This window comes from Leifsonia sp. 2TAF2 (assembly GCF_052115085.1).
GTDB lineage: Bacteria > Actinomycetota > Actinomycetes > Actinomycetales > Microbacteriaceae > Leifsonia.
The window spans coordinates 918,156-942,471 of the sequence record NZ_JBFRFY010000002.1; the positions used below are offsets into that span (position 1 = coordinate 918,156).

22 protein-coding genes are annotated in these 24,316 nt (G+C 68.4%); 11 read left to right on the top strand and 11 right to left on the bottom strand.

Features of this window, described 5'->3' with window-relative positions:
• Nucleotides 1-39: 39 nt before the first annotated feature.
• Nucleotides 40-1,332, top strand: a complete 1,293-nt coding sequence (locus AB4Z18_RS16580; protein WP_441783837.1) for a nucleotide sugar dehydrogenase — start codon at nt 40-42, stop codon at nt 1,330-1,332.
• Entirely contained in the window at nt 1,332-2,918 is a 1,587-nt protein-coding gene (locus AB4Z18_RS16585; RefSeq protein ID WP_441783838.1) for a DUF2142 domain-containing protein, read from the top strand. The genes AB4Z18_RS16580 and AB4Z18_RS16585 overlap by 1 nt, the downstream gene beginning before the upstream one ends.
• Here the strand turns inward: AB4Z18_RS16585 and AB4Z18_RS16590 are convergent.
• Genes AB4Z18_RS16590 through AB4Z18_RS16605 form a run of 4 tightly spaced genes read right to left on the bottom strand, consistent with a single transcriptional unit; the run spans nt 2,879 to nt 7,341 of the window.
• On the bottom strand, nt 2,879-4,312 hold the full coding sequence (locus AB4Z18_RS16590; RefSeq protein WP_441783839.1) for a hypothetical protein: 1,434 nt from the start codon (nt 4,310-4,312) through the stop codon (nt 2,879-2,881). The two genes, AB4Z18_RS16585 and AB4Z18_RS16590, sit on opposite strands and share 40 nt — an antisense overlap.
• A 53-nt stretch (nt 4,313-4,365) precedes the next feature.
• Nucleotides 4,366-5,325, bottom strand: a complete 960-nt coding sequence (locus AB4Z18_RS16595; RefSeq protein WP_441783840.1) for a glycosyltransferase family 2 protein — start codon at nt 5,323-5,325, stop codon at nt 4,366-4,368.
• Between the two features lie 2 nt (nt 5,326-5,327).
• Entirely contained in the window at nt 5,328-5,807 is a 480-nt protein-coding gene (locus AB4Z18_RS16600; protein WP_441783841.1) for a GtrA family protein, read from the bottom strand.
• Nucleotides 5,800-7,341 (bottom strand): DUF2142 domain-containing protein, encoded by a 1,542-nt coding sequence (locus AB4Z18_RS16605; RefSeq protein WP_441783842.1) that lies wholly within the window; start codon nt 7,339-7,341, stop codon nt 5,800-5,802. Before AB4Z18_RS16605 ends, AB4Z18_RS16600 begins: the two co-directional genes overlap by 8 nt.
• A gap of 143 nt (nt 7,342-7,484) precedes the next feature.
• Here AB4Z18_RS16605 and AB4Z18_RS16610 point away from each other — a divergent pair, with 143 nt between their 5' ends.
• Nucleotides 7,485-8,633, top strand: coding sequence for a glycosyltransferase family 1 protein (locus AB4Z18_RS16610; RefSeq protein ID WP_441783843.1), 1,149 nt, complete (start codon nt 7,485-7,487; stop codon nt 8,631-8,633).
• Between the two features lies 1 nt (nt 8,634).
• Here the strand turns inward: AB4Z18_RS16610 and AB4Z18_RS16615 are convergent, their stop codons facing one another.
• Genes AB4Z18_RS16615 through AB4Z18_RS16625 form a run of 3 tightly spaced genes read right to left on the bottom strand, consistent with a single transcriptional unit; the run spans nt 8,635 to nt 12,740 of the window.
• Nucleotides 8,635-9,867 carry a hypothetical protein gene (locus tag AB4Z18_RS16615; RefSeq protein ID WP_441783844.1) on the bottom strand — a complete coding sequence of 411 codons (1,233 nt, stop codon included), beginning with the start codon at nt 9,865-9,867 and terminating at the stop codon, nt 8,635-8,637.
• A 34-nt stretch (nt 9,868-9,901) separates the two neighbouring features.
• Nucleotides 9,902-10,981 carry a glycosyltransferase family A protein gene (locus AB4Z18_RS16620; protein WP_441783845.1) on the bottom strand — a complete coding sequence of 360 codons (1,080 nt, stop codon included), beginning with the start codon at nt 10,979-10,981 and terminating at the stop codon, nt 9,902-9,904.
• A gap of 4 nt (nt 10,982-10,985) precedes the next feature.
• A complete protein-coding gene (locus AB4Z18_RS16625; protein WP_441783846.1) occupies nt 10,986-12,740 on the bottom strand; it encodes an ABC transporter ATP-binding protein in 1,755 nt (584 codons plus the stop codon).
• A gap of 211 nt (nt 12,741-12,951) precedes the next feature.
• Here AB4Z18_RS16625 and wecB point away from each other — a divergent pair, with 211 nt between their 5' ends.
• The 4 genes from wecB to AB4Z18_RS16645 all read left to right on the top strand — a co-directional run bounded on the left by wecB (nt 12,952) and on the right by AB4Z18_RS16645 (nt 17,137).
• Entirely contained in the window at nt 12,952-14,010 is a 1,059-nt protein-coding gene (gene wecB, locus AB4Z18_RS16630) for a non-hydrolyzing UDP-N-acetylglucosamine 2-epimerase (RefSeq protein WP_441783847.1), read from the top strand.
• A gap of 89 nt (nt 14,011-14,099) precedes the next feature.
• The gene (locus tag AB4Z18_RS16635) at nt 14,100-15,293 is read left to right on the top strand and encodes a DegT/DnrJ/EryC1/StrS family aminotransferase (protein ID WP_441783848.1); all 1,194 of its coding nucleotides are present in this window, start codon (nt 14,100-14,102) and stop codon (nt 15,291-15,293) included.
• Nucleotides 15,277-15,939, top strand: coding sequence for an acetyltransferase (locus AB4Z18_RS16640; protein WP_441783849.1), 663 nt, complete (start codon nt 15,277-15,279; stop codon nt 15,937-15,939). Before AB4Z18_RS16635 ends, AB4Z18_RS16640 begins: the two co-directional genes overlap by 17 nt.
• A gap of 1 nt (nt 15,940) precedes the next feature.
• A complete protein-coding gene (locus AB4Z18_RS16645) occupies nt 15,941-17,137 on the top strand; it encodes a TDP-N-acetylfucosamine:lipid II N-acetylfucosaminyltransferase (RefSeq protein WP_441783850.1) in 1,197 nt (398 codons plus the stop codon).
• A 15-nt stretch (nt 17,138-17,152) separates the two neighbouring features.
• Here AB4Z18_RS16645 and AB4Z18_RS16650 read toward each other — a convergent pair whose 3' ends face one another.
• From AB4Z18_RS16650 to AB4Z18_RS16665, 4 genes are read right to left on the bottom strand one after another with little or no spacing between them, the layout of a single operon-like run.
• Complete coding sequence (locus tag AB4Z18_RS16650; RefSeq protein WP_441783851.1) at nt 17,153-18,331, bottom strand: glycosyltransferase family 4 protein; 1,179 nt, start codon at nt 18,329-18,331, stop codon at nt 17,153-17,155.
• A complete protein-coding gene (locus AB4Z18_RS16655; RefSeq protein WP_441783852.1) occupies nt 18,328-19,320 on the bottom strand; it encodes a Gfo/Idh/MocA family oxidoreductase in 993 nt (330 codons plus the stop codon). The genes AB4Z18_RS16650 and AB4Z18_RS16655 overlap by 4 nt, the downstream gene beginning before the upstream one ends.
• Nucleotides 19,320-20,417, bottom strand: a complete 1,098-nt coding sequence (locus AB4Z18_RS16660) for a DegT/DnrJ/EryC1/StrS family aminotransferase (protein ID WP_441783853.1) — start codon at nt 20,415-20,417, stop codon at nt 19,320-19,322. Before AB4Z18_RS16660 ends, AB4Z18_RS16655 begins: the two co-directional genes overlap by 1 nt.
• Nucleotides 20,414-21,004, bottom strand: a complete 591-nt coding sequence (locus AB4Z18_RS16665) for an acyltransferase (protein WP_441783854.1) — start codon at nt 21,002-21,004, stop codon at nt 20,414-20,416. Before AB4Z18_RS16665 ends, AB4Z18_RS16660 begins: the two co-directional genes overlap by 4 nt.
• Nucleotides 21,005-21,198: 194 nt before the next feature.
• Here AB4Z18_RS16665 and AB4Z18_RS16670 point away from each other — a divergent pair, with 194 nt between their 5' ends.
• Genes AB4Z18_RS16670 through AB4Z18_RS16685 form a run of 4 tightly spaced genes read left to right on the top strand, consistent with a single transcriptional unit; the run spans nt 21,199 to nt 24,316 of the window.
• On the top strand, nt 21,199-21,858 hold the full coding sequence (locus AB4Z18_RS16670) for a glycosyltransferase family 2 protein (RefSeq protein WP_441783855.1): 660 nt from the start codon (nt 21,199-21,201) through the stop codon (nt 21,856-21,858).
• Between the two features lie 10 nt (nt 21,859-21,868).
• Nucleotides 21,869-22,324 carry a DUF2304 domain-containing protein gene (locus tag AB4Z18_RS16675; RefSeq protein WP_441783856.1) on the top strand — a complete coding sequence of 152 codons (456 nt, stop codon included), beginning with the start codon at nt 21,869-21,871 and terminating at the stop codon, nt 22,322-22,324.
• 10 nt (nt 22,325-22,334) lie between these two features.
• The gene (gene galE / locus AB4Z18_RS16680) at nt 22,335-23,330 is read left to right on the top strand and encodes a UDP-glucose 4-epimerase GalE (protein WP_441783857.1); all 996 of its coding nucleotides are present in this window, start codon (nt 22,335-22,337) and stop codon (nt 23,328-23,330) included.
• Nucleotides 23,327-24,316, top strand: coding sequence for a glycosyltransferase family 2 protein (locus AB4Z18_RS16685; protein ID WP_441783858.1), 990 nt, complete (start codon nt 23,327-23,329; stop codon nt 24,314-24,316). Before galE ends, AB4Z18_RS16685 begins: the two co-directional genes overlap by 4 nt.

Below are 24,316 nucleotides of genomic sequence, written 5' to 3' on the forward strand. Positions count from 1 at the left end.
CGGGCTCGTGCTGTGCAGGAAATCGGGAGTCACCAATACATGAAGATCGCGGTAGTCGCGCTGGGGAAGATCGGCCTGCCCCTGGCTGTCCAGTTCGCCTCGAAAGGCCACGAGGTGGTCGGTGTCGATGTCAGCTCGACGGTCGTCGACCTCGTCAACGCCTCGACTGCGCCGTTCCCGGGTGAGGCGGGACTGGACGACAAGCTCGTCGACGTGGTGCGTTCCGGTGCGCTCCGAGCGACCTCCGACTACTCCGACGCCATCCCCGGGGCCGATGCGGTGGTAATCGTCGTGCCGTTGTTCGTCGACAGCGACGCGCGCCCCGACTTCGCGTGGATGGACTCGGCGACCGAATCCGTCGGTCGCCACCTGACCCCCGGCACGCTGGTCTCCTATGAGACGACCCTTCCGGTCGGAACGACCCGCGAGCGGTGGGCACCCCGACTGGAGTCCGTCTCCGGGCTCGTCGAGGGCAGCGACTTCGATGTCGTCTTCTCACCGGAACGCGTGCTCTCCGGCCGCATCTTCGCCGATCTCCGCAAGTATCCCAAGCTCATCGGCGGCCTGAGCGAGCACGGCGCCCGTCGGGCCACCGAGTTCTACGAGGCCGTGCTCGACTTCGACGAGCGCGTCGACCTGGCGCGCCCCAACGGCGTCTGGGATCTCGGCTCGGCAGAGGCCGCGGAGTTCGCCAAGCTGGCCGAGACGACCTATCGCGATGTGAACATCGGTCTCGCCAACCAGTTCGCCCAGTACGCCGAACGGGCCGGAATAGATGTCTACAACGTGATCGAGGCGTCCAACTCGCAGCCGTACAGCCACATCCACCGGCCCGGTATCGCGGTCGGCGGCCATTGCATCCCGGTCTATCCGCGGCTCTACCTGTGGAACGACCCTGGGGCGACCATCGTCAGCGCCGCACGACAGGCCAACGCCGGGATGCCCGTCCACGCGGTCGGCATGCTCGAGGGCGCCTACGGAGACATCCGCGGCGCACGGGTCGCCGTCTTGGGGGCGGCCTACCGGGGCGGCGTGAAGGAGACCGCGTTTTCTGGCGTCTTCCCGCTGGTCGAGGCTCTGGCCGCCCGCGGCGCCGTGCCGGTCGTCCACGACCCGCTCTACTCGGACGACGAGCTCCGGGCGCTCGGATTCAGTCCGTACAGCCTCGGCGAACCGGTCGACGCCGCCATCGTCCAGACCGATCATGCCGGGTACCGCGAGCTCGGGCCCTCCGACCTCCCGGGCATCGCGGTTCTGATCGACGGACGCCGCGTGAGCTCTGCGGATGCGTGGCCGGGCGTGCTCTACCGAGTCATCGGCGTCGCCGCCTGATGCGCGCCCTGCTGGGGCGGATCGGCGGATCGACGTGGCTCTCGGGTCTCTTCGTCTTCGCCGGGCTCTTCGTCCTCTCCGCCACCTGGGCGGTCTCCACCCCGCTGAGCGCGAGCCCGGATGAACCGGCCCACATCATCAAGGCGGCAGCCGTCGTTCGCGGTGAACTCATCGGCACAGCGACCGAGCGCTCCGGATTCACTCAGGTCACGGTTCCCGAGGGCATCGCCAAGGCGTGGTCGTGGACCTGCCCCGCCTATCACCCAGAGACCTCCGCCGTCTGCATGGGAACGATCAGCGGAGGCTCGTCCCAGCCGACCGCCGTCGAGACATCCGCAGGGCTCTACAACCCGCTCTACTACGTGCTCGTCGGCTGGCCGACCCTGATCACGAGCCACTCGTTCGCGGCGGTCTTCGCGATGCGTCTCCTCACTGCGCTGATCTGTTCGGCCCTCTTCGCGGTGGCGATCAGCGCCCTCTTCGCGCTCCGGCGTTCCGCGGTGACCGGGTTCGCTGCGCTCGCGATCCTGACACCGACGACGGTCTTCCTCAGCGGATCGGTCAACCCCAATGCGGTCGAGATCGCGGCAGGAGCCGCACTCCTCTCGCTCCTGCTCCTCCTCGTCCGCGGACCGGCGCTCCCACGGCCCGAGCCTGCACTCGCTCTGGTGGCCGTCAGCGGTGTGCTGCTCGCCAACGCCCGGGGCCTCTCACCCTTATGGATGGCGATGATCGCGGTGATCGCGATCGTCGCCGCCGAGCCGGGCCGCATCCGTCTGCTGTTCCGGAGCGCGGCATCGTGGATCGTCCTTGCGATCTTGGCGGTCGGAGCCGGCTTCGCCGTCTGGTGGATCCTCATGACGAACACGTTGACCAGCCTGGGCGAATTCGCTGGGACGGGAGTCAGCCCCCCGCTCGCGTTCCTCACCATGCTGTCCGACAAGTCTCTCGACCCGGGCATCATCGGTCTGTTCGGGTGGCTCGACACCCCGGCGCCCGAATACGTCTATCTGCTCTGGTCGTTCCTGGCCCTGGGCACGGTGGTCGGCGCGCTCGTGGTGGCGCGCGGCCGCCTGCTGGCCGCGGTGATCGTCGCCATCGCCGGTTTCTTCCTCGTCCCTGCGACCGTGCAGGCCATGGCGGTGCAGCGCAGCGGTTACATCTGGCAGGGCCGCTACTCGCTTGTCGCCTACGCCGCGGTCCTGGTGATCTCGGCGGTGGCCATCGTGCTCTCGCGGCGACCGGGGGTGGCGGTACCGGCGGCCCTGCGGATGCGTGCGGTCATCCTCGTCGGCATCCTGGCGGCCGTCGGCCAGGCCGCTGCCGTCGCGTGGACGCTCCGCCGCTATGCCGTCGGCATGGACGGTTCCTGGCTCTCGTTCCTCCGGCACCCCAGCTGGCACGCACCCGGGTCGAATCTGATCTGGATCGCCTTCGCCCTCGTAGGCGCGGCCGGCATCAGCTGCGCCTGGATCGTCCGCAGCCGGGCGGAGAGCACGGCCTCAGGCCTGGCCGCCGCCGCCGCCGCCGAAGGGAACCCCTGGCCTCACTTGAACACGGGCGAGAACACCAAAATAATGCAGTAGACGATGGCCGGGTACGCGACGAGCAGGATCATCGCGAGTCTGCTCCGGACGATGAGCCCGGCCGACAGCAGGAACGCCGGCAGCAGGGCCGCCCCGTAGCGCGGTGGGATGGGGAAGTACGTCTTCTGCACGTCGAGCGCGATCGCGAGCAACGGAGCGCCCAGGATCGCCAGTGCGGCGATCGAATACACCAGCGTGGAGTTCGCGCGTCGCCAGGTGTAGATCGCGACGGCCCCGACGACGCCGCCGATCGTGATCCACGAGAGCGGTTCCACGATGAAGGGCGGGATGGGCAGCCCCAGAGCGGTCTGTCCGGTGATGTTGACGTTGGAGATCACAGTGCCGGGCAGGAAGTTGACGAACTGCGAGCCGAGATCCTTGAGCGACATCCGGCCCGTCACCCCTTGATTCGCGGCCGGTCCCACGGCGATGGCGGCCCGGAAGGCCAGCCAGCCCACCTCGACGACGAGGGCCGCGATCGCGCTGCACGCGGCGATCATCAGGTATCCGTCCACACCCCGTCCCGCGAGTGCCTCCCGCCACGAGAAGCCGCGACGACGCGGTCTCTCCCGTATTCGCCGGGCGACGAATTCGAGCACGAGCCACAGCGTCACGAGCAGCACCGCCAGGATGCTCGTGATCTTGAACAGCGTCGCGACCGCCGCGATCAGAGGCAACCACCAGCCCGACCACTGCCCTCGCACGTACTTGATGGCTGCGATCAGCATGAACGCCCCCAGGGCGAGCACTGGAGCGTCGGTACTGACGAAGGTGAACGTCCACCATGCAAAGGGCGATGCGATCACGGCAAGACCGAGCCCGAAGACGATGACCGGTCTGATCCTCATCAGGCCGAGCAGCCAGGAGAAGAGCAGCATGCCGCCGGCCAGCCAGAACGGACCGGTGAAGCGCGCCGCCTCGAGGAGCGAGACGCCCGTGACGAGCTGGATCGGCTTCGCGCCCGCCCAGGTCATCACGAAGTAGAGCGGCGTGTACGCGTCAGCGGAGGTGATGCCGGCCTGCGGGAACTTATCGAGGTGTGCGGAGTAGTCCGACCCGCATTTCGGCCCCATCGGGCCGTACGCCCGCACGCCGACGCAGGCCATGTGCTCGAGGGCCTGGGGTCCGATCTCCTGACCGCGCGGCATGAACACCTGCCCGGGGAGTTTGTCGAGGTAGTCCGAATAGACCCACTCGTCGATGGGCGAGAGCGCCTGAGTGTGATGAGCGGTGACGGTGAACCCCAAGACCAACGACGCGAATACGAGCGCGAGCGGCACCCAGCGCCTGTAGGCAGCGGCGAGGAAACGGCGGCCCAGCGGTATCCGGGCGGTGGCGCCTTCGCTTGCGTTCTGCAGGTCAGCGCGCCGAATCCTCGCCTGTTGATTCTGCATACAACAGGCATACCCCTCAGTCGCCGCGCGGCGCAGGGGGTATACGGGGTCCTTTATTCTTCGAAGGGTGGAAGACCGGGTGTCGACGGGCTCGCCTGAATGTCCAGCTGCAGCGCACTGATCAACATCTGCGAGCCGAGGATCAGCGGGAGCGCTGCCAGCATGACGGTCGCGGCGGTGGCCACGACAGACGCCGCGACCTGGAAGCACACCCAGATGGCCACGCCGAGCCCCACGACGAACAGGGTCAGGCCGAGGAAGAGCAGCAGAGCGATCGGCGAGAACGACCACAGGACGTAGCGGTACCAGATGCGACGCCAGAATCCTCGGGTGAGCAGGCTGAGCAGCTCAGGGACCACCTTCGACAGCCGGATGCTCGATACTTCCTCGCCGTAGACGGCGGGAATCGGGACGTCGGTCGCCGGCACCTGCAGGATGTTCAGGTGGATCAGCAGGTCGTTCTCGAAGCTGTACCTCTTCGAGACGTTGTCGAGCGGGACGCGCTTGAGGATCTCGGTGCGGACAGCCGTGTAGCCGTTCTGCGGGTCGAAGAGGTTCCAGTACCCCGAGGCGAGCTTCGTCATGAACGAGAGCACGATGTTCCCGAACACCCGATGGCCGGGCATGCCGTGGAACGACTCCGGCGAGAAGAACCGGTTGGCTTTGGCGAACCCGTAGCCTCCCGAGGTGACGGCGTCGAGAAGGGGCGGAAGATAGTCGGGATCCATCTGGGCGTCACCCGCCATGATGACGTTCACGTCGGCGCCCAGTTCCATCGCGACGCGGTGGCCGGTGATGATCGCCCCTCCGACGCCCTGGTTGACCTCGTGTCGCACCAGGGAGACGCGGGGGTCGCCGACACCGCGCACCACGTCGCTCGTCGCATCCGGGCTGTGATCGTCGACGATCACGATGTGGTCGACGATCGACGGCATCGTCGCGATGACGGTGGCGATCATGGCCTCTTCCTTGTAGGCGGGGACCACTGCGGCGATGCGAGCACCGTTGTACACGCTCAGTTCCTTTCGGCCGGCCCGGTCGCCGGGCTCGGTTCGTTCTTCTGGGGGTCGGCGAAGACCCAATACCGGTAAGCGAAGTAGTTCCAGGTCGTCGTCACGATGGTGGCGACGACCTTGCCGCCCGCCCAGCCGACGACCGACGAGTTGATGAGGGAGACGATGACGATCGTCGCGAGCGTGTTGAAGGCTACCAGGAGCGTGTAGCGCAGGACCGCGCGGCCATGCGGCGCGGAAGAGCCGAACGAGAAGACCCGCTGGATCGTGTAGGTGAAGGCGAAACTGAGGAGGAACGACACGCCGCTCGCCAGCCACACCGGCCACAGCAGGACGTCGTGCAGCAGGGCGAGCAGACCGAAGTCGACGAGGAAGCTCAGCCCTCCGGCGACGAGATAGCGTACCCCGGAGTGCGCGAACACTCGCTTGAACAGCGGCTGATGCGCGGGCGACGACTCTGAGGACGGTGCGGTGTCAGTCATGGCTCGTGACCACCTCGCGCGTATCGGTGGGCTGCCCGTCCAGGCGTGTCCCGTCCTCTGCACGGCGGTGCGCAAGCCAGAACGCGCCGAACATCGCGCCGGCGAAGGCGAGCGACCCCACGACCCATACGGCCATCGGGGAGACAGGCCCTCCCCACCACCAGCGCATGCCGTGCCCGAGGTCGAAGTCGGAGACACCGGCGCCGGAGACGTAGCGGTGGATGCTCGCGTGGAGCGCGAAAGCGCCGGCGATCGACAGCGCGAGCGCCGCGACGCCCCGCTGGAGCCTGGTGAAGCTGATGCCTCGGCCGCCGGCGACCTCGACCATGGCCACTCCGGCGAACAGGAGGAGCAGCGGGAGGATGTAGCGCGGCTGAACCTCCTGCCCGACAGTGGCCTTGCTCTTGAGAAGGATGTAGGCCGGCACCGCGAACATCACGACGAGGGCGAAACCGAGAGCGATCAGCTTGCGCACGGAACGGGAACGCAAGCCCGTGAAGGTCACCGCGCCGAAGACCGCGACGGACGCGACCGAGACGACGGCAGGCATCGGAATGTCGAGCCAGCCGATGGGCCAGGTGCCCAGGCTGCCCGCCCAGAGCTGGGGGAGTTCCTCGAAGTAATTCCACACGTACTGCGCCGTGGTGAGGGGCGTCGACGCGTCGTGGCTGCCCGTCAGCCCACCGGTGCCGACGGACTGGTTGGCGCCGAAGTAGAAGAGGACCGCAATGAGCACCAGCCCGAGTGGCAGGATCGCCTTCAGCAGGAACCGGCGCGTGCGCTGAACGCCGAGGATGCCGGCCACCACGATGCCCAGCACCGTGTACACCGCCGAATCCGCACGAGCGCCGGCGCCCATCACCGCGAAGACCACCGCAAGCGCTCCCAGCCCGATCGCCCGTCGGCCGCTGCTCTCGAACCAGCCGAGTACAGCGAGCCAGAGCGACCCGCCAGCGATGATCGCCCATGAGCTCGGATTGTTGGACGACAGGAGAGAGACGCCCAGCGGCACGATGCCGATCGCCCACGCCCAGAGCAGCGTCCGTCTCCGGGAGGGGGTGAGCAGCCAGTACAGCAATGATGTGAGCCCCACGAAGAGGACGGCGTTGACGAGCCGCATCGCCAGAGCAGAGACCGCGTACTGCGGGCTGGCGAACACGCCCATCACGGCGTAGTACACCGGCGGGTATGTTCCCCCGAAGTTGCCGCGAGCTGTCGGGATGAGGTCGCGCGCCGACTGGCTGGGATCGACGTCGCACTTGGCCAGCTGGCTGGGGAACAGATCGGTGCACAGCACCTGGGCGACCCCCTTCGGGATCGCACGCTCCTCCGGATGACCGGGGACCTCCTCGCAGAGGCCGGGCCGGTCGCCCAGCGCGCACCAGGTGCTGGCCAGGTGGAAGTCGTCATCGGGGCTCGAGCCGATCGGAGTGGCGACCGCCCACATGACCAGTGCGATCAGTGCGAAGACGGGGGTCGCGATGAGAAGGGTCCATCGATACCGATCCGATCGATCCGTCCGCGAGCTTTGCACTGGGAAAGCTTACCTGGCCACCGGTGCGCGAAACGGCGGGCGATGCGCGAAGCTAGACGGTGAACATGCACGCGCTCGACCGCCGGGCCGTGCTCGACGACGCCTACCGCCGGGCCATTGCCCGCTGAAAGCTGGAACGCCGCATGCCCGCTCGCCGCTCGCTGTTGATCCTCTCGTTCTCGAACATCCGGTCGGATCCGCGCGTCCTCAAGCAGGTCCAGCTGTTCCGGGATCGCTACGACGTGACGACCTGCGGCTTCGGCGACGCGCCGGATGGCGTCGTCGAGCACATCGAGGTGGCGCCGGATGCACGCACCTGGGTCGACGACAAGGTCGCGATCGCCCTGCGGCGGTACGAGCGGGCGTATTGGGGCACCGCGGCGGTCGCCGACGCGCGACCCAAGCTGGAGGGCCGCCGGTTCGACGGCATCCTCGCCAACGACCTCACCGCCGTTCCCTTGGCTCTCGCGCTGGAGCCCAGGTTCGGGGTGCATGGCGACCTTCACGAGTTCGCGCCGAAGGAGAAGGACGACGACCTCCGCTGGCGGCTCGCCGTCGCGCCGTATATGCGCTGGCTCTGCCGCAACTATCTTCCGAAGCTTGTGTCCGTGACCACGGTCGCACGCGGCATCGCCGACCGGTACGAGGCGGATTACGGTGTCACGGTCGGAGTGGTCACAAATGCTGCTCCGTACGCTGAGCGCGAGCCGAGGCCGGTGCACACGCCGATCCGGCTCATCCATTCCGCGGCCGGTCAGCGCTACCGGAAGCTGGAGAACTTCATCGAGTTGATGAAGGATGCGCCCGCCGACGTGACCCTCGACATGATCGTGATGCCGAACGAGCCGGACTACGTGGCAGAGCTGAAGGCGATGGGGGAGGGCGTGCCCGGCCTGACCTTCCGCGATCCCGTCCCCTACGACCGGCTCGTCGAGACGCTGGCCGAATACGACGTTTCGATGACGTTCCTCCCGCCCACCAACTTCAATCTCGCGCACGCCCTGCCGAACAAGTTCTTCGAGGCCGTCCAGGCGCGGCTCGCGCTGATCATCGGCCCATCGCCCGAGATGGTGACGATCCTGGAGGAGTACGGGCTGGGTGCGGTGGTCCCCGACTTCTCGGTCGAGTCCCTGCGTGCACTGATCGCCCGCATCACCCCCGAGCAGGTCGCGGCATGGAAGGCTGCCTCCCATGTCGCCGCCCGCCCCCTCTCCGCGGAGTCGCAGCAGCGGCAGTGGGCCGACGCCATCGCCGCGATGCTCCACGTGGGCGCAGAGGATCCGCTCGCCTGAGTCAGCGGCGGATGTCGAGGCCGTCCGCCAGCCGGGCTGCCGATCCGGGACCCGAATGCAGCGCCGCGACGAAGTCGACTCCGTGCTGCGCGTGTGCGGCGTACGCGTCACGATCGGCGAGGACCCCGCGGAGCACCCGGGCGATCTCGCCCGCCCGCGCCTGCACGATCGGCAGGTCCCCGGCGCCGGCACGCGAAACGGCCTCACGCACACCGTCGTCGACGTCGCCGATCACCACTCTGCCGGCGGCCATGGCTTCGCACGCCGCGACGCCGTAGCTCCCGAGCGCGAACTGGTCCAGAACGATGTCCGCGTCCGCGATCATCGCAGGCAGGCTGCTGGGAGGGACGCCCTCGATCCTCCGGTAGGCGATCAGCCCGTCCGCTTCGAGAGCCCGAATCGCCGGCTCGATGAGCTCCGTGCCCTTGACCGAGGACCGGCTCGGCACATGGACCACGAGCGGCGTGGGACGGGTGAGCGGCCGGGAGTCGGTGGCCCACAGCGCAGGGTCGACGGCCACCGGGCACCATGCGGCCCACGGCACATCGGCGAGAAGGTCCGGCGTGGAGACGAAGACGGGCCCGTCGAAGCTCTCCAGGTCGCTCAGCAGCCGACTCACTCGGCGCTCCGTTCCCGCAAACCTCTCGGCATCCTGGAACGGGGAGTGCGCATGCGTCGCGCGGTGCCTGCTCGGCAGCCGCGCATCCGTGCCATGCAGCATGATCGCGGTCCGGACCCCCTCGCTGCGCAGCTCCGAGAACTCGTCGAACGGATCGGAGGCGACGCGCTCGCCAAGAAGTGATCGGCCGCTCTCGGCGACCACGTGAGTGAACCGCCGAAGATAGAGCCGCTGCTCCGCCCTCCACGCATCGGAACCGCGATAGACGCGGAGCGGGATGGAGATATCGGAGGGGAAGTTGAGTGCGGAGCGCGGAGCGACGACCGCCGCGTTGACCGCCGCCACGTCCGGCAGGTCGGCGCGGAGCGCGCGCGCCCAAAGATGCGCCTGGCCGGCGTAATTCAGCGGACCGAAGTACACCCGGGTCGAGGCGGTGAGCTCGGGGTTGGGGTCCGCCTCGCCGGCGTCGGCCCCCAAGGCCTTGTAGAGCAGCCGACCCGCGACGGAGCCCGGTCGCTCGAGCGCGTGCTCCCCGATCCCGGTCAGCCACGGGGACAGCTCGCTCCGGCGACCCGCCAGCCGGCTGGTCATCCGACTCAGGAAGGACGACGCCATACGACGAACCTAACGGGTCGGGTCGGCCGCGGCGTCATCGCATCAGCCAGGAGGCGGCCATGAACCGCAGCGGGCCGTCGGGCAGGAGCAGTCCGCGAGGGTCGGAGGTCAGCACCGTCGACGGATGACCATAGTGTTGACGCGCCCGGACGAGGCGGCCGACGGTCTCGACGGCTGCGTCGGGGTCGAGGAGGACGTCCACGGTCCTCCGATCGGCGATCGACAGCGAGCGCTCGAACCCGGGCGCGGCGGTACGCATGCGCCGGACGAGGTCCGCAAGGATCACCTGATCGGACGCCGCGAAATCCGGGGAGTCGATCCGCGCCAGGGCGGCCGGGAAGACGTGGACGCGCAACAGCTTCACGACGATCGCCCTCCGGGCGGCCGGCGGCAACGCGGTGAACCAGGCGCTTTCGAGCAACGGCGATGCGAATGCGAACTGCACGTCGAGTGGCTGCGGACTCGTGCTGACCCTGGTCACGGCGTCTGCGCCCACGATGTAGCGCGGCGCGCCTTTCGCGTAGCTGACCCTTCCGGCCTCGAACCACAGGCGGGCCGAGAACGCCTGATCCTCACCCGTCGCGAGGCCAGGCGTGAAACGCAGCGAGAGCCGTTCGATCGTGGAGCGCGCGATCAGTCCCAGCGGTGCAGTGCGGTACGCCAGCCTGTCCTTGATCGGATCACGCCTCCCGCGATGGAACGGGCGCACCGGCGGAGTACGAACCACCCCGCCGTTCGCGTGTGCCTCGGGAGCGATGACGGCGTCGGCTCCGTCCCGCTCGGCGCGGGCGAGCCAGTGAGCCAGGGCGCCGTCCTCCAGATGGTCGTCGGAGCCCAGGATGGAGACGTAGCGCGCCGCGGCGGCGTCGATGCCGGCGTTGAAGGGACCCGCCGGGCTGCGGATCCCGTCGGACAGCGTGATCACTCGGAGGCCGTGCGAGCGGAACGGCTCCAATCGGCGGTCGAAGTGATCGGCGGCGACGTTGTGGCACACGACGGTGATCCGCAGTTCGGTGCCGGGATGGAGACCCGAGCGGGTGAGAGACGCGACCGCCCGGTCCACAGGGCGGGAGGGGTCGTGGACGGCGACGATCGCATCGACGAGCAGGGACATGCAGCTACTCGATCATGCCGGCCAGCGCGGCCTGCTCGGCGAAGGCAGGGACGCTCTTGACGAGTTCGTCGAACGTGCCACTCGCCCGGATGCGCCCGTCCGCCATGAAGTAGATGCGATCGGCGTGACGGATGGTCGACAGCCGGTGAGCGACGAGGATGACCGTCACCTTGCCGTGCAGCTCGCGGATCGATTTGGCGACGGCGGCCTCTGTGGCGGTGTCGAGAGCGCTGGTCGCCTCGTCCATGACGAGCACATACGGTTCGACATAGAGAGCTCTCGCGATGCCGAGACGCTGCCGCTGACCTCCGGAGAGGGCGAGGCCCCGCTCGCCGATCAGGCCCTCGAGGCCGCCCTCGCGGCCGGCGATCACATCCCACAGCTGGGCGTGCTCGAGAGCGGCGCGGGCGCGCACCGGGTCGACGTCGTCCGACCAGGTCAGCGCGACGTTCTGCCCGACCGTGCCGTCGAACAGCGACACATCCTGCGGCACGTAGCCGACGCGGGAGTGCCACGCCGACGAAACGTGACGCAGGGGAGTGCCGTCGATCGAGATGGAACCCGAGGTGGGCTCGACCAGGCCGAGGATCAGGTCCACCAGGGTCGACTTGCCGGCTCCAGACGACCCGACGAAGGCGACCGTCGCACCGAACGGGATCGAGAGCGAGATCTCACGCAGCGCATCCGGCCCGTCGGACGAGTAGGCGAAGGACACGTTCTCGAGATCGAGTGTGGTCGGATGCTCGGGGAGGTGACCGGAGTCCATCCCGCTCCGGGATCGCTCGTTCTGGCGCTCCATGAGCTTGATGTCGGCGATCACGTTCTGGGCGTGCGGCAGGTTCGCCGTCGTCGTCCCGATGACAGCCTGGAACCGCGTGATCGAGGGCGCCATCCGGAAGCCGGCGAGACTGAAGATCGAGACGGCGGTGACGGCAGCGGTCAAACTACCGCCGACGAAGAATCCGACGGCGCCGACGAGGACGATCCCACCGATGACCGCTGATTCGAGGATGTATCGCGGCACGAGGCTCAAGAACTGGATGTTGGCACGCGCCTGCGACGTCCGCACCCGGTTCGCGTGCACCACGGCGGCGACTTCCGCCGACTTGTTCCGCAGGGTCACCTCTTTGAGGGCGCCGATCATCTCGGTGAGCAGCCGGGAGACACGGTAGGAGTAGTCGCGGTTGACACGTCCGGCGACCTGGGAGCGGCGTGACACCCAGAAGTAGAGTGCGAGTCCCACGAGGCCCAGGTAGACCACGGTCGTAGCGGCGATCGCAGGCTGGGCGACCACGAGCACGAGGAAGACCACGATGAAGGTGGTCGCCTCACCGACGAGCGACGCAGCAGGGAGCAGCACCCCGGCGATCGTGTTGGCGATGCCCCAGTCGGCGAGCCGTACGACATCCGCGGAGTTGCGCTTGAGCCTCTCGACCCACGGAGAGGCCATATAGGCGGTGAGCAGGCGGTCGCCGATGCCGAGCTCGAATGAGGCGAACCGCCGCGTTGCGAGGTACTGGATGAGCGAGGCCAGGATTCCTTTGACGATCACGAGGACGCACACGAGGACGAGGATCCAGACCAGGCCGGTGGTGTCGATCGTCCCGACCACGGGAAGGGTGAGCGAACTGCCGGACAGCAGCGGGGAGATCACCACGCTGAGGAGCCCGAGCGAGACGGCGTCCAGAACGGCGAGGAGTCCGACGAACCACGAATAGAACCTGAGGTATCGCTGGCCGGCGGCCGGCAGCAGCGGCACCAGCTCGCGGAGGGTTCTCGCGAGCGCTTTCACAGCTCGGGCCGGCCCCACCGCTTAGCAGTGGACGGAGGCAGGAACAGGATCATCACGGCTCGTCTCTGCACCCGTCGACTGCCGGGTGTCGCGGCCATTTTACAGAAGGCGCCCCGAGTGTCGGCCGTGCGCGACCGCTCGCCGGCCCGAGGGAGGCGCGAGCGCATAGGGTTGAGTGGTGCGTGTATTGAGTGTCGTGGGCGCCCGTCCACAGTTCGTCAAGCTGGCTCCGATCGCTTCCGCCATGGCGGACAGGGCGGAACACATCGTGGTCCACACCGGGCAGCACTACGACGAGCTGATGTCCGATGTCTTCTTCCGCGACCTGGGGATCCCCGCGCCGGACGTCAATCTCGCGATCGGCTCCGGCTCGCACGGCGAGCAGACGGGAGCGATGCTCGCGGCGCTCGAACCGGTGATCCAGCGGTACTCGCCGGACTGGGTGCTGGTCTACGGCGACACCAATTCGACGCTCGCCGCCGCTGTCGCGTCGGTGAAGCTCCACGTGCCGCTCGCGCACCTGGAAGCCGGCTTGCGGTCCTTCAACCGGAGGATGCCCGAGGAGCACAACCGGGTGCTGACCGACCACGCCGCCGACCTGCTTCTCGCTCCCACCGCTGTCGCGATGGGCCACCTGGCCGACGAAGGTCTGGCGGATCGCGGCGTGCTCGTCGGCGACGTGATGACCGACGTGCTGTACGCCGTCCGCGACCAGGTGCTGGCTGGTGGGGGTGCCGCGCCGGCCGGCGACTACTACGTCGCGACGATCCACCGGCCGGACAACACGGACGATCCCGGACGACTCGCCACGATCGTCGACGCGCTCGCCGGTCTCGACCGTCCCGTCCGCCTCCTCGCTCATCCGCGGCTGGTGGCGGCCGCGTCCGCCTCCGGGGTGGAGTTGCAGCGCGGGGCCATCGAGCTGGCGGCCCCGCTGGCGTATCCGGAGCTCGTCGCCGCGGTGATGGGCAGCCGAGGAGTCGTGACGGACTCCGGCGGCCTGCAGAAGGAGGCGTTCCTGCTGAGGGTGCCCACGACGACGGTTCGACCGGAGACCGAATGGGTGGAGACGGTCGACCTGGGCTGGAACGTGCTGGTCGGGTCCGCTCTGCAGACCCTGCCAGAGGCGGTACAACGTCCCTGGCCGGCCGAAACCGACGCCGCGCCGTACGGCGACGGCCACGCCGCCGAGCGGGTGGTCGACGTCCTCGTGGAGCGGCACGGCCGCCTCTCGTAGGTCGTCCGCTGCGTCGGTCGCCTGTCGCGCACGTCACGTAAGCTGCTTCGTGTCGTGGCTTCCCCGCCGCGGCAGGAAGAGGAGTCGGGATGGAATCTGAACCGCGCACGGGCGGCACGCCGTCGTCGGATGCATGGCTGTCGATCCCCGCATTCGAGAGCCCTCTTCACGTCGGTCAGCCCAACATCGGCGATCGTGCCGTTTTCGACTCGTACGTCGACCAGATGTTCGAGCGTCGCTGGCTCTCCAACGACGGCCCGCTGGTGAAGGAGTTCGAGGAGCGGATCGCGGAGCGTGCCGGCGTGAAGCACTGCGTGGCCGTGAGCAACGGCACGGCCGGCCTCGACATCGCGATCCGGGCCCTCGGCCTCTCCGGGGAAGTGATCGTGCCCTCGTACACCTTCGTGGCGACGGCCCACGCCCTTCACTGGCAGGGCATCACGCCGGTGTTCGCCGACATCGACCCCCGCACCCACAACCTCGACCCGGAATCCGTGCGAGCAGCCATCACGCCTCGCACCACTGGAATCCTCGCCGTCCATCTGTGGGGGAGGCCCGCCCCGGTGGCCGAGCTCCAGCGGATCGCCGATGAGCACGGACTTCAGCTCCTCTTCGATGCCGCTCACGCCTTCGCCGTCTCCGCGTCGGGCACGCCGATCGGGGGTTTCGGCCGCGCTGAGGTCTTCAGCTTCCATGCGACCAAGTTCTTCAACACCTTCGAGGGCGGCGCGATCGTCACCGACGACGACGAGGTGGCAGAACAGGCGCGGTTGATGCGGAACTTCGGATTCGCCGGGGCCGACAACGTCATCTCTGCCGGTTCGAACGCGAAGATGACCGAGGTCGCCGCTGCGATGGGTCTCACCAACCTGCAGTCGATAGACGCGGTCATCGACACGAACCGCCGCAATTACCACGCCTACCAGCGCTTCCTCGCGGGGATTCCAGGGGTCCGGTTGACGACCTTCGACGAAGCGGAGTCGAACAACTTCCAATACATCACCATCGAGGTCGACGACGCGGCGTCGACGTCGCGAGACGACATCGTGGCCGCCTTGACCTCCAAGAACGTCCTCGCCCGCAAGTACTTCTGGCCCGGCATCCACCGGATGGAGCCGTATCGCACGATCGACCCGGATGCGGGCGCAGCACTGCCGAGCACCGAGCTCGTCGCGGGAAGGCTGATCGTGCTGCCGACGGGCAGTGCCGTCGACGAGTCGGCCGTCCAGAGGATCGCCGACATGATCCGGGTCCTCGTGGTGGGCGATGAGCTCGAAGGCTGAACTCGGCTTCTCCACCCTGTACGTTTTCGGCGCCGGCGGGCACGGCCAGGAGATCGCCTGGGTGGCGAGGAGCGCCTGGCGCGAGGTCCCCGAGATCCGCTTCGTCGTCGACGACGTGCGGTACCGGTCGAGCGCGGTCGTCGACGGCCACAGCGTCCACCTGCTCGACGAGGTGGAGTTCGGTACGGACTCGCGCTTCGTCGTGGGAGTCGGCGACAGTGCAGCGCGCCGGCGCATCGCCGGCGCCCTGGAAGGCCGAGGAGCGACGCCGGCGACCGTCGTCCACTCCAGCGTCCAGCGTTCGGATTCCGCTGTCATCGCGCCCGGCGCCGTCGTGTTCCCCGGGTCCGTCCTCACCACGAATGTCGTGATCGGCAACCACGCCCACATCAACTCGGGCTGCACGATCTCCCACGACTCCGTCGTCGGTGACTTCTCGACCGTCTCTCCGGGCGTCCACGTCGCCGGCCGCGTTCAGATCGGGGCCGGGGTCTTCATCGGCGTCGGTGCGAACATCATCAATGGCCTGCCGGGAAACCCCCTCGTCGTGGGCGATGACGCGGTGATCGCCGCCGGAGCCTGCGTCATCGCTCCGGTCGACGGTGGATCACTCATGGCAGGCGTGCCTGCGGTACGGAAGCGCTAGCGTGAGCCGCACTGCCGATATCCGTGTGCTCCACATCGGACCGGACTCGCAGTTCCTCCAGTTCGCTGCGCGGACGTTCGAATCGGTCGCCCCTGGTTCGAACGACTACATTGTCGTGAATCGCTCCGGCGATCGGACGCTCCAGTACCCTCCACCCGGGGGAGAGGTCGTCGTCGCCGCCAATTCCATGCAGGGTGTTCTCCGTCTGCTCCGGCATCGCCCCGAGGCCGACGTCATCATCGCCCATTCGATGACGCCTCATGCTGCCGCCGTGTTCTCCCGCGCCACTCCCCGGGCGGTGACGGTCTGGAGCGGGTGGGGATACGACTACTACGGCTCGGACACGGGTGGCGACCGCGACCTGTTCGGACCGCTCACCCGGAAACTGGTGGACGACCTCCACAGTGCGAGCTCTCAGCGGCCGCCCCTGCTCCGCCGGGCTCTCGCGCCCTGGCACGCCTTCACTCGCAGCCTGGTCCACCGAGCCGCCGGCCGGGCCGACTTCTTCTCGGCCCCGGTCCCCACGGACGAACCGGTCTTCCGGTCGAGATATCCGGAGTTCCACGGCGCGTTCACGCAGCTGAGCTACGCCAGCCTCGAGGAAACGTTCACCGCGACGACGACCCCGGATGCCGGCCGGCCGGGAATCCTCGTCGGGAATTCGGCCACACCGTCCAACAACCATCTCGAGGCGTTCGAGTTGCTCGCCCAGCACGACCTCGGTGCGACACGGGTCGTCGTTCCGCTCAGCTATGGCGACCCGTCGTACCGCGACGCCGTCGTCGCTCACGGTGCTCGACTTCTGGGAGACGCGTTCGTGCCGCTCGTCGAGCGGCTCCCGCTGGAGGAGTACAACGCACTCGTCGGCGGGTGCGGCGTCGTGATCGTCAACACCCGGCGACAGCAAGCGCTCGGCAACATCGGCATGGCACTTCAGTCGGGCGCACAGGTGATCCTAGACGAGGTGAACCCGGTGTACGCCTTCCTCCGCCGAGAGGACGTGGCGGTGTGCTCCACCTCCGAGCTGCGCGACGCATCCTCTTTGGCCCGACCGCTCGGCCCGGATGCGGTCGCACGGAACCGGGACTTCGTGAAGCGCTTCTGGGGGGAGGGCCAGGTCCAGGCCAACGCCACAACACTCCTGACGGCGGCTCGGGAGCTGCTGGAGACCCGCGGAACCACCACGCGCCAGCGCTGACCGGGAGCGGCCCGCTCAGTCCGGAACGCGGAGGAAGCGCCGAGCCGCCCGCCGACCGGCTGCCGCGAGGGAGGCGTTCTCTCTCGCCCAGCCGGCCCGTTCGCTGCGGCGCCGGCCGGTCTCCCCATCGAGCTCGGCTTCGGCCGCGGCGATCATAGCGGCGGCTACGGCATGCGGCGTGAAGTCGCAGCTCCAGCCGAGCGCATTGTCGTCGACCAGCGCCGCTCCGACGCCTGTCCCGGCGAAGACGACCGGAGTGCCGCACGCCGCGGCGGCGTAGGTCTTCGTCGGTCTCGCGAAGTCGTAGCCGATGCCCGGCCTGATACTGGCCAGGGCGGCCGTCGCCCCGCGGATCCAGGTGGCCGTCTCGGCGGCCGGGATGACCCCGCCCAGGTGGACGTGGTCGGCGATGTTCAGCGCCTCGGAGGTCTCCCGGATCCGCGACTCGTCGACTCCCTGCCCGAAGAACCGGATCGAGGCGTCCGGGAACCGCTCGCGGACGATCGCCAGAGCCTCCACGAACACGGCTGGCGCTTGCCACTCGGACATCGATCCGGTGTAGACGTACGTGGGATGCGAGGAGACGGGTGTGGGCCCTTCAGGTGTGAAGACGTCGGTGTCCACACCGTTACCGACGCTCACCACCTCGGAGCCCGGCGCTCCGAAGGCGATCACCTTCTCGGTCACTTCCTCCGAGACGGACACGACGGTCTGAGCATGCCGGAGAACGAAGCCTTCCACCGCCCGCATGAGGCGGACGAGGGCGCGCGGGGCACCCAGCGCGACGAGCCCGTCCGACCAGATGTCCGCAGCGTAGTACGCGTACGGTCGCCTCCGGAGCATGCTCGTCATCGCGACGACGATCCCGGTCGTGGGAGGGGGCTCCGAGACGACCAGATCTCCGCGGGCGATCAGCAGGCGGAAGAACAACGGCACGTCGAAGCTGAGGTATTGGATGTACCCGCGCACATTCCCGCCCGCGTCGCGCAGGACGGGGAAGCGGGCGACCTCGATACCGTCGTCGGGCTCCATCGGGGCCGTGCGGCGCGGGGGCGCCGTCGTGACCACGCGCACGCGCGCGCCCTCGGCGACCAGCCCCTGGGCGAGCGCTCGCAGACGGAACGCCGCCGCACCCACCTCAGGCGGGTACAGCCGGGAGGCGACGATGACACGCCTCGGCGTGCGCTGGCTCACCCGGAGACGAGAACGGTCGATGCATCCTGCGCGGACCGGAGGACGGCCTCGGCGACCTTCACGTTCGCCAGGCCCTCTCGCATGGTGACCACGTTGGTGGCCTTGCCGAGGATCGCGTCGCGGAAGGCCTCGTGCTCCAGGCGCAGCGGCTCCCGCTTGGTGAGCGCGTAGCGGACGACGGTGCCCTCGCTGACTCCGCGGAACGCCATGACCGACTCCCACTCGGTGGTCGTCGTGCCGTTCTCGTAGAAGGTGAGGTCGCCGCTGATCGTGTCGGCCACGAAGGCGCCGCGATCGCCGGTGACGACGGTCACGCGCTCCTTCATCGGAGAGAGCCAGTTGACGAGGTGGTTGGTGATGACGCCGTTCTGGAGAAGTCCGGTGAAGGACACCATGTCTTCGAATTCGCGTCCGCTCCGCAGCGCGACGTGGGCCGCGACGGACCCGTACTCGCTCTGCGCGAGCCATGCGGTGAGGTCGATGTCGTGGGTCGCGAGGTCTTTCACGACGCCGACGTCGGCGATCCGGGCGGGGAACGGTCCCTGCCGTCGCGTCGCGATCTGGTACACCTCGCCGAGATCGCCGGCCTCGATCCGCTGGCGCAGGCTCTGGAGCGCCGGATTGAAGCGCTCGATGTGTCCGACGGCGCCGACCAGTCCTCGTTTCTCGAAGATGTCGACAAGGCGCTCACCGGCGGCGATGTCACCCGCGATCGGCTTCTCGACGAGCGCGTGGACTCCTGCTTCCGCAAGAGCTGTCGCGACAGCTTCGTGGTGCACAGTGGGCACGGCCACGACCGCGGCGTCGATCCGAGCCGCGATCAGATCGTCGACGCTCGCCAGCAGGGGGAGCTCGCCGGAAACGTTGTGCGGGTCGCCGGCGGGGTCGGCGACGGCAGCCAGGGTGACCCCTTCGACCTCCCGGATGACGCGTGCGTGGTGCCGCCCCATCATCCCCAAGCCGATGAGGCCGATGCGGATGTCGGCCATCAGGCACCTGCTCCGGCGAGGGCGTTCACGGCCGCGACGATGCGATCGAGGTCCGCGGAGGAGAGCGACGGGTGCACCGGGATCGACAGGACTTCCCGTGCGGCGCGCTCGGTCTCGGGCAGATCTTCCGTGCGAGCGAACGACGGAAGGCGGTGATTGGGAATCGGGTAGTAGACGCCGCTGCCGATCCCGTACTCCTCCCGCAGCGCGGCGGCGAAACCGTCGCGGTCCTCCGGGACACGGATCGTGTACTGGTGGTAGACGTGAGTGGCCTTCTCGCTGACGACCGGTGTGCCCACTCCGCTGAGGTGCGCGTCGAAGAAGGCCGCGTTCGCGCGGCGCTGCTCGGTCCAGCCCCACACCTTCGTGAGCTGCACGCGCCCGATGGCAGCATGGAGGTTGGTCATGCGGGCGTTGAAGCCGACGATCTCGTTCTCGTACTGCTTCTCCATGCCCTGATTGCGGAGGAGCCGGAGCCGGCGCGCGACGTCGCCGTCGCCCGTGGTGACGATGCCGCCCTCACCGGAGGTCATGTTCTTGGTGGGATAGAGGCTGAACATCCCGAAAGTGCCGAAAGATCCCACCGGTCGGCCGTCGAACTGCGCGCCGTGCGCCTGCGCGGCGTCCTCGAACAGCTTCAGCCCTCGACGGGACGTGAGGTCCTCGAATCCGGCCATGTCGGCGGGCTGACCGTACAGGTGCACCGGCATGACGCCGACGGTGCGCTCCGTGAGGACGGCCTCCACCGCTCGGGGATCGAGGTTGTAGGTCACCGGGTCGATGTCTGCGAACACGGGCGTCGCACCCGTCAGGGCGACCGAGTTGGCTGTGGCCGCGAAGGTGAACGAGGGGACGACGACCTCGTCGCCCGGCCCGACGCCGGCGGCGAGAAGGCCGAGGTGCAGACCCGCTGTGCCGGAGTTCACCGCGACGGCGTGCCGCCCGTCGACCAGTCCGGCGGAGAACTCACGCTCGAAGGCGGCGACCTCCTCGCCTTGCGCGAGCATCCCCGACGCCAGGACCGCGTCGACGGCTGCGCGTTCCTCGTCTCCGATGATCGGCTTGGCCGCCGGGATGAAAGCTCGGGCTTCAGTCATTCGTTCACCTCAGTAAGTCCATGGTCCGTTTCTACGTAGCGGTCTCCTGTGCTCGGGCAGACCCATTCGTCGCCGTGCTGCTCGAGCGGCACCCCGGCTTTGCCGACCCAGCGGATGCGCCGCGCCGGCACTCCTGCTACGAGGGCGAAGTCGGGCACGTCCTTCGTGACGACGGCGCCCGCGGCAACCGTGGCCCACCGTCCGATCGTCGCCGGGGCCACGCACACCGCTCGCGCGCCGATGGACGCGCCGTCCCCGATCACCACGCCTACCGGTGTCCAGTCGTGCGCGTCCTTGAGCTCACCGTCGGGAGTGACGGCACGAGGATACGTATCGTTCGTGAGCACCACGGCCGGGCCGATGAAGACGCCGTGCCCGAGACGCGCGGGCTCGTAGACGAGCGCGTAGTTCTGCACCTTGCAGTTGTCGCCCATCTGGACGCCCGTACCGATGTACGCTCCTCTGCCGACGATGCAGTTCTCCCCGATGACCGCGGACTCGCGGACCTGGGCGAGATGCCAGATCTTCGACCCTTCGCCGATCGACGCATCGGGTGAGACATCGGCCCCTGGTGCAACGAATGCCAACGCCGTTCGTCCTTTCAGAGTGGGAGGCGCCCGCTCCAGAAGGCGAGCAGCGCGCATCGAAACTATCACGAGGTACGCGGACGGTCCCTGGACTCCGTGGCGCGCCCAGGTCCTCCACACGCCGGCGGGCTACTATGGAGCAGCAATTCCGTAACGAGTCGACCAGGAGACGACCCATTTCAGCTGTCGAGAGCATGACCTGGCTCGTGATCCCGCTCTTCAACGAGGCGCCGGTGATTCGCGGCGTCGTCGAGGGCGCGCGTTCGGTGTTCCCGAAGGTCGTCTGCGTCGATGACGGCTCGTCCGACGCGTCGGCGGCGGAGGCCAGAGCCGCGGGCGCCGTCGTCGTTCAGCATCCGATCAACCTCGGACAAGGCGCCTCGTTGCGCACAGGTCTGGACTGGGCGCTGGGTGACCCCGAGGCGGAGTTCTTCGTCACCTTCGATGCGGACGGCCAGCATGACGTCGGCGACGCGCGGAAGATGGTCGAACTGCTCGCCTCGCAGCCGCTCGACGTCGTCATCGGCTCGCGGTTCCTCGACGCTCGCACCAAGGTCTCGCCGATCAAGAAGGCGGTCCTGAAGACGGCGGTGGCGTTCCAGCGGCGCAGCACGGGGCTGCACCTGACCGACGCGCACAACGGATTGCGCGCCTTCAACCGCCGAGCAGCCTCCTCGATCGCGATCACGCAGAATCGGATGGCGCACGCCTCGGAGATCGTGTCGGAGATCTCGCGGAATCAGCTGCGCTGGGCCGAAGCGCCTGTTCACGTGGTCTACACCGCGTACTCCCGCGCGAAAGGGCAGTCGGTCTGGAATTCCGTCAACATCCTCAGCGATCTGTTCGTGAAATAGGAGGTGCACCATGGACGCCGGACAAACCGTGATCAAGGGCATCCTCATCGTCGTGCTCGCCGCGTTCGCTGTGTTCCTGATGCTGCCGGGCCGTGGGCAGCGTCACGTCGCGATCCGCCGCCTGGTGATGGTGATTCTCCTGATCCTCGTGGTGCTGGCGGTGATCTTCCCGTCGGCTGTCACCGCGGTCGCGCACGCTGTCGGGGTCGGGAGAGGAACGGATCTTCTCCTCTACGGACTCATCGTGGTGTTCGCCGGCAACTCGATCCTCATGCAGCGGCGCCACCGCACCACCGAGCGCGAGATCACCATCCTCGCCAGGCAGCTGGCGATCCTGCAGGCGCCGAGCCCTGCCGACCGTGAGGTGGCCGATCCGGCCGCTGCGGCGGAGCCGGAGGAGCACGCAGAAGACGTTCACCGGGGCCAGCCCGTCGACAACGAGGCCCGGCGCAACGGCGTCTTCTAGACTGGACCACATGCGGATACTGGTCACCGGCGGCGCCGGCTACATCGGCGCGCATGTCGTCCGGCTGCTGCTCGGGCGCGGCGACGATGTGGTGGTCGCCGACGACCTCGTCTTCGGTGACGCCGACCGCATCCCTGGGATCCGGGTTCTGCGAGTCGATCTCGCATCGGTGGACGCTGTAGCTCCGCTCGCGACCTGTCTTCGCGAGGAACGCATCGACGCCGTTCTCCATTTCGCCGCCCGCAAGCAGGTCGCGGAGTCGGTGGAGCGTCCGGCGTGGTACTTCCAGCAGAACATCGGTGGCCTCGCCAACCTGCTGATGGCGATGGAGGAGGCCGGGGTCACCCGGCTGGTGTTCTCCTCGTCGGCGGCGGTGTACGGATCGGTCAGCGGGGCCACGATCTCCGAGGACGCCGTGACGCAGCCTGTCAATCCGTACGGCCGCACCAAGCTGGTCGGTGAGCAGCTCGTGCACGACGCTGGACGCTCCTTCGGCGTCTCGGCGGTGAGCCTCCGCTACTTCAACGTCGCGGGCAGCGCCACACCCGAACTGGCCGACCGCGCGACGACGAACCTGGTGCCCATGGTGTTTCAGCGGATCGACGCGGGACTTCCTCCACAGATCTTCGGCGATGACTTCGATACGCCGGACGGCACCTGCGTCCGCGATTTCGTCCACGTGCTCGACGTCGCTCAGGCGCACCTCGTCGCCGTCGACAGCACCGAGGCCGGTCGCGGAGACCACGAGGTGTTCAATGTCGGCACGGGCGAGGGGACGAGCGTCCGCCGGATGATCGAGAAGATCGTCGAGGTCGCCGGCTCCTCCCTCGTCCCCGAGGTCGTCGAGCGCCGCGCCGGGGATGCAGGCGTCGTGGTCGCGTCGGCCGGGAAGATCAGGGAGCGGCTGGGCTGGCGGGCGACGTACGGGCTCGACGAGATCGTCGGTTCGGCGTGGGAAGCCCACACCGCGGGTCGTGCGGTTCCCGGGATCGCCTCCAGCAGATGACGGCCGGCCTCCAGGTGAGCGTGGCGCTCTGCACGTACAACGGCGCCCGTTTCGTGCGGGCGCAGATCGAGAGCATCCTCCGCCAGGTCCCGCGCCCGGCGCAGCTGATCGTTTCGGATGACGGGTCGACGGACGGCACGCTGGCCATCGTTCGAGAGTTGGCCGGGTCCTCCCTCGCCGACGGAGTCGACGTCGTCGTCCTCACCGGCGACGAACCTCTCGGGGTGACGCGCAACTTCCAGAGGGCCGTGTCCGCTGCCGATGGGGCACTGATCGCGCTGAGCGACCAGGACGATGTGTGGCACGAAGGCCGCCTGCAGCGTATCGTCGCCCGCTTCGCGTCAGACGATGCGCTGCTCTTGGTGCACACCGACGCGGACCTGGTGGACTCAGCAGGCGTGCCGCTGGGCCGGACCTTATTCGAATCGCTGGAGATCGCGCCCGAGGAGCTCGGCGCTGAACTCGCCGGCCGGGCCTTCGACGCGTTCATCCGCCGCAACCTGGCGACCGGAGCCACGGTGGTGTTCCGCCGCCGTCTGCTCGAGTCGACGCTGCCGTTCGCGGACGGCTGGGTGCACGACGAGTGGCTGGCCGTCGTCGCGGCAGCGATCGGTCGTGTCGAGGTGCTGCCCGAACCGACCATCGATTACCGCCAGCACGACGCCAACCAGATCGGCGTGGCAGCACCAACGCTGGCGCGCAAGGTGAGGCGTGTCCTCGAGCCTCGGGGTGACCGGAACGCCGTGCTCGCCGCGCGCTTCGCAGCCCTGGCCGACCGGCTGGCCACCCTCGGCGATCGGGTTCCGCCGACGCTGTTGGAGACGGCGCGCGAGAAGGCCCGGTTCGAGGCCGAGCGTGCCGGCCTTCCCGCCAATCGGCTGCGGCGACCGGCCGGGGTGCTCCGTATCGCCGCCGGCGGACGCTATTCGCGCTACGCCAGCAGGGGGAGGGCGGACATCGTCCGCGACCTCCTGCAGCCGGCCTGA

What these genes read in the sequence shown, in the direction of transcription:
- AB4Z18_RS16590 (WP_441783839.1), bottom strand. Translation starts at nt 4,312, where the DNA reads ATGCAGAATCAACAGGCGAGGATTCGGCGCGCTGACCTGCAGAACGCA.
- AB4Z18_RS16580 (WP_441783837.1), top strand. Translation starts at nt 40, where the DNA reads ATGAAGATCGCGGTAGTCGCGCTGGGGAAGATCGGCCTGCCCCTGGCT.
- AB4Z18_RS16585 (WP_441783838.1), top strand. Translation starts at nt 1,332, where the DNA reads ATGCGCGCCCTGCTGGGGCGGATCGGCGGATCGACGTGGCTCTCGGGT.
- galE (WP_441783857.1), top strand. Translation starts at nt 22,335, where the DNA reads ATGCGGATACTGGTCACCGGCGGCGCCGGCTACATCGGCGCGCATGTC.
- AB4Z18_RS16670 (WP_441783855.1), top strand. Translation starts at nt 21,199, where the DNA reads ATGACCTGGCTCGTGATCCCGCTCTTCAACGAGGCGCCGGTGATTCGC.
- AB4Z18_RS16620 (WP_441783845.1), bottom strand. Translation starts at nt 10,981, where the DNA reads ATGTCCCTGCTCGTCGATGCGATCGTCGCCGTCCACGACCCCTCCCGC.
- AB4Z18_RS16640 (WP_441783849.1), top strand. Translation starts at nt 15,277, where the DNA reads ATGAGCTCGAAGGCTGAACTCGGCTTCTCCACCCTGTACGTTTTCGGC.
- AB4Z18_RS16685 (WP_441783858.1), top strand. Translation starts at nt 23,327, where the DNA reads ATGACGGCCGGCCTCCAGGTGAGCGTGGCGCTCTGCACGTACAACGGC.
- AB4Z18_RS16615 (WP_441783844.1), bottom strand. Translation starts at nt 9,867, where the DNA reads ATGGCGTCGTCCTTCCTGAGTCGGATGACCAGCCGGCTGGCGGGTCGC.
- AB4Z18_RS16675 (WP_441783856.1), top strand. Translation starts at nt 21,869, where the DNA reads ATGGACGCCGGACAAACCGTGATCAAGGGCATCCTCATCGTCGTGCTC.
- AB4Z18_RS16655 (WP_441783852.1), bottom strand. Translation starts at nt 19,320, where the DNA reads ATGGCCGACATCCGCATCGGCCTCATCGGCTTGGGGATGATGGGGCGG.
- AB4Z18_RS16635 (WP_441783848.1), top strand. Translation starts at nt 14,100, where the DNA reads ATGGAATCTGAACCGCGCACGGGCGGCACGCCGTCGTCGGATGCATGG.
- AB4Z18_RS16600 (WP_441783841.1), bottom strand. Translation starts at nt 5,807, where the DNA reads ATGACTGACACCGCACCGTCCTCAGAGTCGTCGCCCGCGCATCAGCCG.
- AB4Z18_RS16610 (WP_441783843.1), top strand. Translation starts at nt 7,485, where the DNA reads ATGCCCGCTCGCCGCTCGCTGTTGATCCTCTCGTTCTCGAACATCCGG.
- AB4Z18_RS16660 (WP_441783853.1), bottom strand. Translation starts at nt 20,417, where the DNA reads ATGACTGAAGCCCGAGCTTTCATCCCGGCGGCCAAGCCGATCATCGGA.